The organism is Paenibacillus solani, from assembly GCF_001277345.1.
Classification (GTDB): domain Bacteria; phylum Bacillota; class Bacilli; order Paenibacillales; family Paenibacillaceae; genus Paenibacillus_AQ; species Paenibacillus_AQ solani.
Genome location: NZ_LIUT01000003.1, coordinates 290,053 through 302,554 on the forward strand (window position 1 = coordinate 290,053; position 12,502 = coordinate 302,554).

The following is a 12,502-nucleotide window of genomic DNA, read 5'->3' on the forward strand; positions in this document are numbered from 1 at the left end:
GCATCCCTTTTTAGTATAGATGACAAAATTGGCGCTTTTTCGTTTTAGCACTTATCTGGGTAGCTGCTCTGTTGAAACAGATCGGCTGCTCTTATTCTTCATCGCTTGGAGTCCGATCCACAAGCAGCTGCGTAACCTCGGTGTAGTTCCCTTGAGCGACTTCATCTTCGGTAGCTTCTTCACGCAGATCGTCATTGGTTTCCAGCCCTGGAGCAATCGTTGGCTCACCTGACGAAGGCTGTTCTTGCCCCTTCTGATCCCCGTTCATAACATCGCCTCCTTATCTTGTAGATGCGATTAGAATACGGATACCCGAGATGTTTTATTCCAGTACGCACACTAATAAAGAAAGCAGCGATAAGCTTGGATTTCAAAAAAAGAGCAATCCCAAGCAAGAAGTGGGTTTGACGTTCATTCCCCCTGTTAGGCCTGCTCTATAAGCTGCACAGGCATCGTATAGTATTGTGGTTGACCTGTTTCGTCCTGTTGGTACAGAACCAGCAGCATCGTAGCTTGATTTGGGTTGTCCTGAATACCGCTGCCTCCCTGGATGACATCGCTCAGATTAAATGGCAGCATCTCGATCATTGCATGTTTCTGCAGTTCGCGCTCCGTAATCCCAAGATCAGCAAAACGGTTGGATAATGCCGCAGGCTCCTCAAGAATTCGTCGTATATTAGCGTTCCATACCGCTTTATCCTGAGTATGATCCCACCATATTTTCCTCGGTTTATACTTATGTCCCAGGAAATAATCAAACTTCATTAGCCCCAGGATCACGTCCATATGCGCTGTCCTCCGACTCTCAAGAAAAGCCGTTAAACGCGTAAACAGGTCCTCGAGCTGGTGACCTATTTTCTGCCAGCCTTGTCCTTCCCAATAGTCGCCAAACTCCTGAAAGAAATCAAAAGACGACATGAATTCATGCTTCATCAAATAATTCAAGGTATGATCCATGCGATGCGCATTCCAATATTTCTCCAGCACATCTTCCAGTCTTTTCAGACGGACGATATCCGAGAATGGAAGCACGTTGCTGCCCAGGATTTCGTACGGAGCATGATCCATATAGGTATAATTGTACTTATCCGCATCGATCCGCAGCCCGGTTCCCCGGAGCATCTTCAAGAAACCCAGCTGCAGCTCCTCTGGCCCGAGCGCAAATACATCATTAAACGTTTTGCGGAAGGTGTCGTAATCCTCCTCCGGTAGCCCTGCAATCAGATCCAAATGCTGGTCAATCTTGCCGCTGTCCTTGATCATGGTCACCGTACGTGACAGCTTGGTAAAGTTCTGCCGACGCTTTACCAGCTCATTCGTTGGATCATTTGTAGACTGGACCCCGATTTCAAACCGGAAAATGCCGGGAGGCGCATTCTTCGCCAAATAGTCCAGCACCTCGGGACGCATGATATCTGCTGTAATCTCGAACTGGAATACACAGCCACCATGATTCTCAATTAGAAACTCGAACATTTCAAGCGCGTAATCCCGCTTAATGTTAAACGTCCGATCCACGAACTTGATCAGCTTAGCTCCCTTATCGATCAGATAGAGAATATCTGCCTTTGTCCGTTCAATATCGTAATAGCGAACCCCTACCTCAATGCTTGACAGGCAGAACTGACAGCTGAAGGGACAGCCACGGCTGGTCTCAAAATAGACGACCCGCTTTCCAAGATGCGGAATATCCTCCGGAAACCGATGCGGGGAAGGCAGCTCGGCGAGTATGCTCTTCGGTCTTCCCGGGTTCACGATGACTTCGTCCTGCTTGCGGTAAGCTACGCCATATACAAAATGAAATTTACGGTCCCCTTCGATCGTATGCAGCAAATGGTGGAATGTCTCCTCGCCTTCGCCCATAACGATAAAGTCGACATTGTGCAGCCTTTTCATCCAATAATCCGTATCATATGATACCTCGGGCCCGCCCAGTATAATCGTAACCTCCGGCATAATCTTCTTCACAATGTCAATCACTTTAATCGTTTCTTCGATATTCCATATATAACACGAGAAACCGATCACATCCGGCTTGCGCTGGAACAAATCGGAGACGATATTCATCACCGGATCCTTGATGGTATACTCTGCCAGTTCGATATCGAAATCTTTCTCGCTGTATGCCTTCAGGCAGCGAATGGCCAAGGAAGTATGAATGTACTTGGCATTCAGAGTTGATAAGATGACTTTCATGGTAGGTCCACTTTCCTTCTACATAAAATATTCCGTGACCGCTCATAAGACAGCATGTTCACACAGGAATTCAAATCTATTAATTAGGAGTATGCAAGAACTCGTATAGTCTCAAAGGTAACAAGTAATAAAACCCACGAATCTGCAGATCACCATTTTAGTCTTCGTAGTCGAATAAATCATCACTGTCATTTGGCGTCCCCTGACTATTCAGGAAAAAATCAAGGAATGGGCGTCCGTATTTACGGAATTTCACTTCCCCTACCCCTTTGACATTCAGCATCTCTTCCTCGCTCTGCGGACAAACCACACTCATCTCACGCAGTGTTGCATCGTTAAAAATAATGTACGATGGTACATGCTCTTTGCTTGCCAGCTCCCGCCGAATCAGGCGCAGCTGCTCAAACACCGTCTCGTTGACAGCAGACGGCGAGTAATCGGCCCGGCGGCCGCTGCGCTGACTGGCTGCGGCTTTGGAAGGCCGGGGAACGCGCTGCATGACTTCACGCTGCCCCTTTAACACATCAGCCGCCCCGTTCTGTAGTTTAACGACAGGGTACTGACCCTCCGTCAGCGCCAAGAACCCTTCCGAAACAAGAACATTGATCGTTTCGGATATTTCTTTCTCGGTCCGATTCGACATCACACCATAGGTTGGAAGCCGATCAAAGCCATATTCCAGCACTTTTTTGGCCCGCGATCCCTTAAGCACGGAAGCAACCATGGACACACCAAATCGTTCGCGCATTCGGTGAATGCAAGAGAAGATCTTCTGCGCATCCACGGTGATGTCGACAAGCTCCCGGTCATCCGTGCAGGAGCTGCACGTACCGCAAGGTTGATCTTCATGCTCTTCCCCGAAATAGTCCAGCATTGCGCTGCGCAGGCAGCGGGTAGTATAGCAGTAATCAATCATCTGCTGCAGCTTGCGGTAATCGTTCTGCTTGCGCTCACCCTCCTGGGGATTCTGTTCGATCAGAAATTTCTGCGTCATGATATCCTGTGCGCTGAACAGCAGGATGCACTGGCTGGGTTCACCATCCCGCCCAGCGCGGCCCGCTTCCTGCACGTAAGACTCCATATTTTTCGGCATATTGTAATGGATGACATATCGGACGTTGGATTTATCGATTCCCATACCAAATGCGTTTGTTGCAACAATTACGCGAATATCATCATACAGGAAAGCCTCTTGGCTCTCCGCCCGCTCGGCGTCACTCATACCGGCATGGTACCGCCCTGCAAGGAGTCCTTTAGCTTGAAGGCGCTGGCTTAAATCATCCACTTCTTTACGGGTCGCAGCATAGATGATTCCCGGCTGATGGCTATGCGAGGCGGCATATTCCAGCACAAACTCCCGTTTGTTCTCACCGCGAAGCACCGACATTTCCAGATTGTCACGCCCAAGTCCGGTCACGAACACCTGCGGCTGTTCCAGGCGCAGCAAACGCTGTATGTCCTCCATAACTTCTGGTGTGGCCGTGGCCGTAAAGGCCGCTAATAACGGACGGTTCGGCAGCCCTTGGACGAAAGGAGCCACCGAGAGATAGCTGGTCCGGAAATCATGCCCCCACTGGGATACACAGTGTGCTTCATCGACGGCTACAATCGAAATATCAAGGCCGGCCATCTCTTCCCGAAACCAATCGAGTTCGAGCCGTTCCGGGGCGACATACAGCAGCTTCAGCTCTCCGCGCCTTGCTGCACGTATGCGCTCGTTCACTTCCTTGCCGCTGAGCGTGCTATTGATATAAGCTGCAGCCACACCCGCTGTCGTCAGAGCATCTACCTGATCTTTCATCAAAGAAATCAAAGGCGAAACGACCAACGTCAGCCCCGGGAACAAAAGCGCTGGAATTTGGTAACAGATGGATTTACCTCCGCCTGTCGGCATGATTCCCAGCGTATCCTGACCATCGAGAAGGCTGGCGACGATATTTTTCTGACCATCCCGAAAATCAGGATAGCCGTAATATTTCTGCAAATATTCCCGTGCTGTATCTAAATTCATAACTTCTCTATCATTTGTTTCCACATTCATGGATAAAAACTCCTTATTTTACCTTGGTTTCCAATTTCGAAAAAGGCCTCATTCTTTCAGTTTAACGACCTTTTCATGAATGGGCAACCGAATACGGGAGGAAATTGCATTCGCTAAGGAGAACTTCATCATAATGGAAATTTGTATGATATCGTGAACAATCGAAAATAAGAAGCTGGTGATCTTTGTGAAAGACGAATATGCCGAAACCATAATTCAAACCATTCATTATATGAAGGAGCATCTGAATGAGCCGCTGACGGCCAGGAAGCTCGCCGATCTGGCGGGGTACAGTCCTTTTCATTTCTCCAGATTATTCAAGCGAGTAACCGGAATTTCGGTCAGGCAATACTTGTCTGCGCTCCGTGTTGAGTCCGGTAAGACCGAACTCCTGCACAGTCCCTCCCTGCTTGTAAAAATAGGAATGAGCGTCGGTTTGTCCAGCCCGGGCACCTTCAATACCCGATTCAAGCGGCTTGTCGGTCTGTCCCCTCTGAAATTCCGCTCCACCGCTGATTCGCTTCATCGTTATGTGAATCAATATGAGCACAAACCGTTAGCCTGGACAGCGGAAGAAGCCCATGATCTACCCCGGATTCGCTGCCGGATTGAAGCACCAGATGCATTTCGCGGCATCATTTACATCGGCTTGTTTCCAAGACCCGCACCCGATCAGAAGCCCGTAGCCGGTACGGCGGTCAACCTTAAAAACAGAGCCTGCATCCTAACTGGCATCCCGAGCGGCACGTACTATGTACTTGCAGCCGGCATCCCTTGGAGCCTTAATCCACGGGATTATTTGCTGCTGAACAAATCCTTGCGCGGCAAGCTGGACGATCCTGTACATATTGAACAAGGGACGGATCTAGCCGTGACGATCACCTTACGTGAACCTCTTCCCTATGACCCGCCGATTGTTGTCAATCTGCCTCTGCTATTATTCGAGAAGGATTGGAATGACAAAGCAAGGTAGAAGAATTTTGTAAGAGCTTGCCCCTATATAATGGAACTGCACGAATAGTAATTCCAAAACAGTGAGGGCTCTAAGATGAGGGGGAATACATATGACCATTATTCAAGAAACCGTGATCCAGGCTGATGACCAGCTCCTCTGGCGAGCATGGACGGAGTCTGCGAGGATAACGAAGTGGTTTGCGCCAGCTGCGGAAATCGAACCGAGAGTGGGCGGAAAATTCGAGCTTTATTTTAACCCTGCCAATCGTGAATCGATGTGTACTGCAGGCTGTACCATTTTACAATATGATGAGCCGCACACCCTTGTATTTGAGTGGAAGGGACCCGACCCTTTTGCGGATACGATGAATCAAGGAGAATTGACCAGGGTTAAGGTGTCTTTTCGACCAGAACCAGACGGCGGTACAAAAATCACCTTAGAGCACACAGGCTGGAAGGATTCCGAGGCGTCATTGCAAGCCCGCGAATGGCATGTAGACGCATGGAAAGGCATGCTGGCCAGCTTGAAATCCAACTTGGAATCCGGTGAAGGTATTCTATGCTGCGGATAAACCAACTCAAGAACTGGAGGAGTGAATGACTATGTCAAACCTATGCGTATTATCTATTAATGTAAATGATATGGATCAAGCCAGACGATTTTATTGTGACATTCTAGGATTCGAAATTTCCAGGGTTTACGATGAAGAGATCATCAGTTTGAAGAATGAGGGTATATCTCTGATTCTACAAAAATGCGAGCGCCGAGCAGACACGGATTACCCTCACGAAGCGCAGGTGATCATCGGAATCGAGACCGCTGATGTTAACGCAGCTATTGAGGCCTACAAATCACAGGGTGTTGAAGTCATCATTGAACCCCCGAAGCCTTGCCCTCCCGGGCTATACAGTGCGATACGAGACCCGTTTGGCAATGTGATCGAATTGCTGGAATTTACGTAAATCGTTTTCTGGGGAGGAGCATGATTTCTGCAATAAGAAAGTCCATGGATTATGAAGGATACTCTGCATGCATGCAAGGGTGTCCTTCTTAGTGTGTAATCTGGTCTGTTAATGTTGAACCCGATACGGGTAAGAACATATTAATGTAAATCTCTAAAGATAAAGCATAAGCAGATTAGGAATAGTCGATTTCGGAAATAATAGATAATAGAACTGATATATTAACTACACAAGGGGGACATTTCATATGGATATGACACCAGAACAACGCATTACCCTGCATGGGTTCAACAATCTGACGAAGTCTCTCAGCTTTAATATGTATGATGTCTGTTATACAAAAACCAAGGAAGAACGGGAAGCATATCTGGAATATATAGACGAGCAGTATAATGCGGATCGGCTGACAAAAATATTAAGCCATGTGGCTGAAATCATCGGGGCGCATGTCCTGAATATTGCCAAGCAGGATTATATCCCACAAGGCGCCAGCGTAACGATGCTTGTATCTGAAGGACCTGTCGTGGAGGTTCCGGAGGAATCCTATGACGAATCGCCGGGGCCGCTCCCGGATAACGTTGTGCTGCAGCTCGACAAGAGCCATATTACCGTCCATACGTATCCGGAATTCCATCCCGACGAGGGGATAAGTACCTTCCGGGCGGACATCGATGTGTCGACATGCGGGGAAATCTCACCGCTAAAAGCCTTAAACTACTTGATCCATTCTTTTGATACGGATATAATGACGATCGACTATAGAATTCGGGGATTTACAAGAGATATTCATGGACACAAGCTGTTTATCGACCATGAGATCAGCTCCATTCAGAACTATATTTCCGACGAAGCGAAAGATTTATTCGATATGATTGATGTCAACGTATACAAAGAGAATATCTTCCACACCAAGTGCAAGCTGAAGCAGTTCGATCTGGACAACTACCTGTTTGGTTACACGAAGGATACGCTGTCCCAAGCTGAACAACAGGAAATTACCGAGCGAATTAAACTAGAGATCGACGAAATATATTACGGTAAAAATATGGACCGAAGTTAGGGATGATGAGTGTTAACGATCAGAATTGGACCGAGAATCCATTGAAGTGATGAATGCCCGTTCCAAATCGGACAAGGTCTTTTTCCCGCAGATCTTGCACCGCTTCTCTCACCACAGCCAGCAACGCCGGGTCCAGTCCAAGTGTATTGTGAGAACCAAAGATCCGATTTATGCCATCGATATTCGTGATCCGCTCGAGCGAGTTTACGAGATCCTCCGGACTTGTCGTTGGATAAAAGGCATATACCGGCGTCTCATCATACAGCAAATCCCCTGTGAACAAGTAACCCCGATTGATATCAAATACCGCGATATGTCCTGGAGAATGGCCCGGTGTGTGATAAATGACCAAACTCCGTTCGCCCAGCTCGATGATATCCCCATCCCGGAGAAGGCCTGTCGGCTGGCCACGATAAGGGGTGTAGGTTGACGGATCGAAGGATGCCGGCACGGGCCTCGTGATATCGCGTGATATGTCTTTACGGATTTGTTCAATAGAAAGCTTCTTAATCCCGCTGACGAGCCAATCTTCTTCGACCTCATGGACATAAATCTCTCTGAACTGCCCATGACTGCCGATATGGTCTGCGTGAACATGCGTGGTCAGAACCATGATAGGTAAATCCGTTAACTGATCCGTCATCCGCTTCATATTATCAATGCCCAGTCCCGTATCGATCAATACGGCACGCTCGCTTCCTATCAGCAGAAACGAATGCACCTTTTCCCAATGCCCATACTCACTGATCGCATATGTAGCCGCATCTAGCTTCGATACGGTAAACCATGCATCATCGATAACAACGTTATATTGATTATTCTCCATATGTAATTACTCTCCCATCATGGATTATCGAATGGTAATATCCTCTTGATCATCTTGAAATGCAATCAACGACATATAGTAGCTTTTCTCTTCCGGGGACAGTGCCGTACTGCCTGGTTCGGCCGTCTCCATCGTGAAGTGTTTATGCATGAGCTGCTTAAACTCCTCCACAAAAGCATGGAAATTCTCCTGCGTAGCATGGAACCGATAAGTGCCGGCGATGTTCTTCCTATAATGTTCGCTTTCGCTGTTCAAGGCAAAAGAGGATACGGATGCATTCTCAATCTTCGTCCGGGTAACATCGAGTGTCTCCATAAAAACCTGTCTAGAAGTTTCTACTAAATCCAGACTTGGCAGCAAATGATCTTCAGGAATGAAACGACTTGCGACGGCGCGATAGTATTTCTGTACGATACCGTTCTTCTCTTCCTTCCGGACCACATGAATGATGCCATGCTTCTCCAGCTCCTTGAGATGAAAGTAAATATTGTTCCGCGTAATGTCCAGTAACTCGGCTAGCTGCTGCCCGGTGTAGGCATCTTTCACGAGATTCATCAGTATCTTGGTACGCAGCGGATCGGCAATCGCTTTGAGCTGTTCGTGGGTTTTAATTTTATAGACACCTGTCAATTTCATTTTAACACCTCTTTTTATTTTACCAGTAAAATTAATTTTACTGTTATTCATGGTTCATCCTATCATGACTTTTATCCTTGAGTCAATCCTGCTTCTAAGCGCTAGTCAAAATGAGTCGATTAGGTAATACTGTGTTAAAACAGAAGGAAATCTCACAGAGAGTGCCGCTTACAGCAAGGGCATGTTCCCCTGAAACAGATTTATTGTGATATATTATTCACGACATATGTACGTCATTATCATGTTCAAAGGATGTGCCTGGCCTCATGTTTGACCCAACGATATTCGAAAATTTAAAGGTGGGCATCGAGAATGCGGTTTATGACCTGGATAACCTCGATGAAATCATTCGCATTACCGATCGAAAGGATCTCCTGGATATGGCAATATTGTCCAGAAGTTTCAGTATTCGGTTTGAGCTGATTCAGCAACTTACAACTTCAGCCGAACTTTGTCTGGAAACCGGGCTGCGAGATTTAGCAGCTGAGATTCTGGACAATCCGGAAGATGAACCAGGCTGCGAGTTGAAGCTCCGCTTTTATAAAAGCATGACCGATGCTTCCGTGGAGTGTCCCGCACTCGCACAGATCGTAGAGGACATATGGAAACCGGAGCTTCCACCGATACAAACGATACGATATATCTACGGTGATGAACTGCTCCTCCTCCACAACACGATCGAGCTGCGCTTTCCTCGCAAGATCAACGAAGAGCAGATGAGCGATATCCCCACTATTTTGGAGTTTATGCTCCGTACGCTGGAAGGATTAAATCAGGTATGACTTGCCTTCTTCAGGGGAGCATGCAAATCGATGCGAAGAATATAGCCTGACCGCAATAGGGGTCAGGCTTATTTCATGTTCATATTTAAGCTACGGCCAACCGAATCCAAATGTCTGATGGATCCTGGACGGTGAAGGTACTATCCCGCTGTTCCACTTGAAGTCCTGCCTCGCGGATACGGCTGACGACTTCCTCAAGCGCCTCACGGCTTGGAAGCTCAATCGTATAGTCCTCCATCCCGGCCGCATTTCGGGGAGTATTCGGTACTCCGATTCCTGCCCATACATTGAGGCCGATATGATGATGATATCCTCCTGCAGATATAAACAATGCGGCACCGCCATAATGAGCGGTCAGCTCGAATCCCAGGACATCGCAATAAAATGCGCGGGCTTTATCCAAATCGGATACATGGAAATGTACATGACCGATGACTGTCCCGTCGGGAAGTCCATGCCATTCCTTGCCTTGGGAGAGAGCGAGCAGACCCTCAACATCAACCGGGTCGGTGGTCATCACATATTCCCCGTTGGCATCGCGTTTCCAGGTATCCTTAGGCCGATCGGCATAAATTTCGATGCCGTTTCCGTCCGGGTCATTAATGTACAATGCTTCACTGACCAGATGATCGCCTTGACCGACAGGAATGTTGTGAGCAATCAGATTGGCAAGCGCAAGACCGAGCGCTTCCCGATCCGGAACCAGAATTGCAAAGTGGTATAGTCCTGCCGTCCGAGTCTGTGAAATCACCAGATCCTGGACCTCCTCGATGATCAGCAGCGGCCGTTTGCCATCGGCTGTCAATTCGGCTATTCTGCCATGCTGACGAAGCATTCGCAAACCAACAACTTCCGTATAAAAGCGCACGGATTGTGCCAGATTACGAATTCGAAGAGAAACCGACCCCAGCTTCGTGGATGGATGTATAATAGCTGTCATATGCTCACTCCTTGAGTATTGTAATTTTGTCTATTGAATAAAATGTATCAGGTTAACGAGAGGCTTTCCTGTAATTAAAATAGTTACAACTAACCTGTAATCATTATAGTTACAGGACGGTCTTGTTGTCAAATCCGTATTGAACCTGCGGACCGAACGGCTCCCCTAGCCGTCTAATCGAAACAACGAAAAAAACGCTCATCCTTATCAGGATAGAGCGCACCTCATTCATTATTCACTTAATATTCCGCCCGCAGATGCTTGAATTGTCCCGACAATTTCCTCCAGATTCACTTCCTGAAGCTTGTTCTCCATTGCCCTCTGGGCAGCTGAGAATACCGGGACAACCGCTGATTGAATATGTTTTCCAACAGGACATTTCGTGTCCGAATTCTCATGAATGCCAAACAAAGAATCTTCCTGAACGACATGTACGGCATGATATATGTCAAGCAGCGTAATCTCGGACGGAAGCTTTGCCAGCCTCGCCCCCGCTACGCCAGGTTTTACTTCGACCAAGCCCGCTTTGCTCAGCATGCCTACAATACGCCGGATCACGACCGGATTTGTATTCACGCTCTCCGCAATATAATCCGAGGTGCTGACGCCGGCCTTATTCATCTCAAGTATGGTTAGAATATGAATGGCCACTGCAAATCGGCTGCTAATATTCATGCAATCCCTCCTGACGGCCATAATCTCAATTGACTAACATGTTAACCATCATAGTAATATTGGTTTCTAAAGTCAACGATCAGGCCGTGAGGCCAATGGAGCGAATTCATTTAAATTAAGCCTCCATGCCAAGACATTCTAAATCATATGAAAAAAAGCCCCTCCCCTTATGGGGAAAGACTCTCGAGATGATGTTTAGAACATCGGGAATACATACTTGATAAGGAAATACAAGAATCCAAAAAAGATAATAAGGTATGCAACATACTTGATGAGTGTTGAAGCTACCCTGCTGGAGTCATTACGCTCTTCGATATTGCGGGTCTCGATTTCCACATCATGGTCATGCCTGCTCATAATCTCCACCTCCATCCGATTCTGTCGTGCAGATGATGGTAATTTCTGAATGCTTACTACTTTATACACGCACATCTCGATGTTGAACCAGTTATTAGGAGGAGACGAAGAATGTGCTTTTACAATAAGCCAATCATGAGCGGCAGTACAATAAAGGATGCCAGCGTCGTCCACAGAATGCATCTGGATACCAGCCTGGGGGCAGCGTCATACTCCTCGGCAAGAATGACCGCGTTTACGGCCGCAGGCATTGCTGACAAGATTAGAATAACCGAAAACAGAGTTCCTTCAATCGATAGCACCAGCAGCAGCAGCCAGGCAACAGTAGGACCCACCAGCATTCGCATTACCATCCCTGACCAGAATCCACGCTTCGTGACAATAAGGGTGGTCTCACTCTCACGAACCCCGACCATCTGCGCTCCGAGGATGATTAGAGCTAATGGCGCATAAGCCGCGGACAACATGGATATGCCGGTTTCCAATCCTTGGGGAAGTTGAAACTCCATCCACCGGAAAAATACAGCGAGCACAGCCGCATAGACCGAGGGAAGCGTAAATACCGACCGGACAGCTTTAGCAGCCGAAAAATGAGATCTCGCTGCCAGATACACCCCGAGTGTATTCATCAAGATAATCTGAACGATGACGTACACGGAGGCTTTGTCCAGCCCGGCTTGTCCGAACGCAAGAAGGACCAAAGGCAACCCATAGTTTACACTGTTCGTAAAAATAGTGGTTAAGGACAGGCCGGATTTTTCAGCCTGTGACAAGCCAAGCCATCTCCCAATGAAAGCACTTAGTACCCAAAGGACGAGCATGTTCAGTAAGCAAAAGGCAACGGTAACCGCCACTTCATTCGAAGTAATGGAGGCATTCTCCAGCGTTTCGAAGATTAACGCCGGGCTCAGCACATATAGAGACAGGGCCGACAGCCCCTTGGTATCAATTCCCTTGAACCGCTTAAGCAGGGCTCCGCCGATAACAGGGAGCGATATGGGTAGGAATACGCTATACATCGTAAGTAAAATAGAAGAGATCATGAAGTCCACCCTTATACAGAAGTCAATAT

General features: G+C 47.5%; 14 protein-coding genes. 5 read left to right on the forward strand and 9 right to left on the reverse strand.

Going from position 1 to position 12,502, the window contains the following annotated elements; genetic code table 11:
• Positions 1 to 91: 91 nt before the first annotated feature.
• The 3 genes from AM231_RS29170 to recQ all read right to left on the reverse strand — a co-directional run bounded on the left by AM231_RS29170 (position 92) and on the right by recQ (position 4,237).
• On the reverse strand, positions 92 to 268 hold the full coding sequence (locus AM231_RS29170; protein WP_165593437.1) for a hypothetical protein: 177 nt from the start codon (positions 266 to 268) through the stop codon (positions 92 to 94).
• Between the two features lie 155 nt (positions 269 to 423).
• Entirely contained in the window at positions 424 to 2,196 is a 1,773-nt protein-coding gene (locus AM231_RS18630) for a B12-binding domain-containing radical SAM protein (protein ID WP_054403977.1), read from the reverse strand.
• Between the two features lie 157 nt (positions 2,197 to 2,353).
• The gene (gene recQ, locus AM231_RS18635) at positions 2,354 to 4,237 is read right to left on the reverse strand and encodes a DNA helicase RecQ (protein ID WP_054403978.1); all 1,884 of its coding nucleotides are present in this window, start codon (positions 4,235 to 4,237) and stop codon (positions 2,354 to 2,356) included.
• A 178-nt stretch (positions 4,238 to 4,415) separates the two neighbouring features.
• Here recQ and AM231_RS18640 point away from each other — a divergent pair, with 178 nt between their 5' ends.
• The 4 genes from AM231_RS18640 (at position 4,416) to speD (ending at position 7,214) form a co-directional block, all read left to right on the forward strand.
• Positions 4,416 to 5,210: a helix-turn-helix transcriptional regulator gene (locus AM231_RS18640; RefSeq protein WP_242615234.1), complete on the forward strand. Its 795-nt coding sequence runs from the start codon at positions 4,416 to 4,418 to the stop codon at positions 5,208 to 5,210.
• 91 nt (positions 5,211 to 5,301) lie between these two features.
• The gene (locus AM231_RS18645) at positions 5,302 to 5,763 is read left to right on the forward strand and encodes an SRPBCC family protein (protein WP_054403980.1); all 462 of its coding nucleotides are present in this window, start codon (positions 5,302 to 5,304) and stop codon (positions 5,761 to 5,763) included.
• A 25-nt stretch (positions 5,764 to 5,788) separates the two neighbouring features.
• Positions 5,789 to 6,154, forward strand: coding sequence for a VOC family protein (locus tag AM231_RS18650; RefSeq protein WP_242615235.1), 366 nt, complete (start codon positions 5,789 to 5,791; stop codon positions 6,152 to 6,154).
• Between the two features lie 247 nt (positions 6,155 to 6,401).
• Positions 6,402 to 7,214 carry an adenosylmethionine decarboxylase gene (gene speD, locus AM231_RS18655; protein WP_054403981.1) on the forward strand — a complete coding sequence of 271 codons (813 nt, stop codon included), beginning with the start codon at positions 6,402 to 6,404 and terminating at the stop codon, positions 7,212 to 7,214.
• A 19-nt stretch (positions 7,215 to 7,233) separates the two neighbouring features.
• On the opposite strand, the gene AM231_RS18660 is transcribed toward speD, so the two are convergent.
• Both AM231_RS18660 and AM231_RS18665 read right to left on the reverse strand, forming a co-directional pair.
• Positions 7,234 to 8,040 carry an MBL fold metallo-hydrolase gene (locus tag AM231_RS18660; RefSeq protein ID WP_053491819.1) on the reverse strand — a complete coding sequence of 269 codons (807 nt, stop codon included), beginning with the start codon at positions 8,038 to 8,040 and terminating at the stop codon, positions 7,234 to 7,236.
• A gap of 24 nt (positions 8,041 to 8,064) precedes the next feature.
• Positions 8,065 to 8,676, reverse strand: a complete 612-nt coding sequence (locus tag AM231_RS18665) for a winged helix-turn-helix domain-containing protein (protein ID WP_207383638.1) — start codon at positions 8,674 to 8,676, stop codon at positions 8,065 to 8,067.
• A 266-nt stretch (positions 8,677 to 8,942) separates the two neighbouring features.
• Between AM231_RS18665 and AM231_RS18670 the strand changes: the two genes are divergently transcribed.
• A complete protein-coding gene (locus tag AM231_RS18670; RefSeq protein WP_054403982.1) occupies positions 8,943 to 9,458 on the forward strand; it encodes a hypothetical protein in 516 nt (171 codons plus the stop codon).
• Between the two features lie 85 nt (positions 9,459 to 9,543).
• Here AM231_RS18670 and AM231_RS18675 read toward each other — a convergent pair whose 3' ends face one another.
• The 4 genes from AM231_RS18675 to AM231_RS18685 form a co-directional block, all read right to left on the reverse strand.
• Positions 9,544 to 10,398 (reverse strand): VOC family protein, encoded by an 855-nt coding sequence (locus AM231_RS18675; RefSeq protein WP_054403983.1) that lies wholly within the window; start codon positions 10,396 to 10,398, stop codon positions 9,544 to 9,546.
• A 231-nt stretch (positions 10,399 to 10,629) separates the two neighbouring features.
• On the reverse strand, positions 10,630 to 11,073 hold the full coding sequence (locus AM231_RS18680) for an Rrf2 family transcriptional regulator (protein ID WP_053491816.1): 444 nt from the start codon (positions 11,071 to 11,073) through the stop codon (positions 10,630 to 10,632).
• Positions 11,074 to 11,268: 195 nt separating this feature from the next.
• Positions 11,269 to 11,430 (reverse strand): hypothetical protein, encoded by a 162-nt coding sequence (locus AM231_RS29175; protein WP_165593438.1) that lies wholly within the window; start codon positions 11,428 to 11,430, stop codon positions 11,269 to 11,271.
• Between the two features lie 119 nt (positions 11,431 to 11,549).
• Positions 11,550 to 12,473: an AEC family transporter gene (locus tag AM231_RS18685; RefSeq protein ID WP_054403984.1), complete on the reverse strand. Its 924-nt coding sequence runs from the start codon at positions 12,471 to 12,473 to the stop codon at positions 11,550 to 11,552.
• Positions 12,474 to 12,502: the final 29 nt, after the last annotated feature.

Excerpts from the sequence above, each read along its gene's own strand:
- AM231_RS29170 (WP_165593437.1), bottom strand. The coding sequence starts at position 268 with ATGAACGGGGATCAGAAGGGGCAAGAACAGCCTTCGTCAGGTGAGCCA.
- AM231_RS18630 (WP_054403977.1), bottom strand. The coding sequence starts at position 2,196 with ATGAAAGTCATCTTATCAACTCTGAATGCCAAGTACATTCATACTTCC.
- recQ (WP_054403978.1), bottom strand. The coding sequence starts at position 4,237 with ATGAATGTGGAAACAAATGATAGAGAAGTTATGAATTTAGATACAGCA.
- AM231_RS18645 (WP_054403980.1), top strand. The coding sequence starts at position 5,302 with ATGACCATTATTCAAGAAACCGTGATCCAGGCTGATGACCAGCTCCTC.
- AM231_RS18650 (WP_242615235.1), top strand. The coding sequence starts at position 5,789 with ATGACTATGTCAAACCTATGCGTATTATCTATTAATGTAAATGATATG.
- speD (WP_054403981.1), top strand. The coding sequence starts at position 6,402 with ATGGATATGACACCAGAACAACGCATTACCCTGCATGGGTTCAACAAT.
- AM231_RS18660 (WP_053491819.1), bottom strand. The coding sequence starts at position 8,040 with ATGGAGAATAATCAATATAACGTTGTTATCGATGATGCATGGTTTACC.
- AM231_RS18665 (WP_207383638.1), bottom strand. The coding sequence starts at position 8,676 with ATGAAATTGACAGGTGTCTATAAAATTAAAACCCACGAACAGCTCAAA.
- AM231_RS18670 (WP_054403982.1), top strand. The coding sequence starts at position 8,943 with ATGTTTGACCCAACGATATTCGAAAATTTAAAGGTGGGCATCGAGAAT.
- AM231_RS18675 (WP_054403983.1), bottom strand. The coding sequence starts at position 10,398 with ATGACAGCTATTATACATCCATCCACGAAGCTGGGGTCGGTTTCTCTT.
- AM231_RS18680 (WP_053491816.1), bottom strand. The coding sequence starts at position 11,073 with ATGAATATTAGCAGCCGATTTGCAGTGGCCATTCATATTCTAACCATA.
- AM231_RS29175 (WP_165593438.1), bottom strand. The coding sequence starts at position 11,430 with ATGAGCAGGCATGACCATGATGTGGAAATCGAGACCCGCAATATCGAA.
- AM231_RS18685 (WP_054403984.1), bottom strand. The coding sequence starts at position 12,473 with ATGATCTCTTCTATTTTACTTACGATGTATAGCGTATTCCTACCCATA.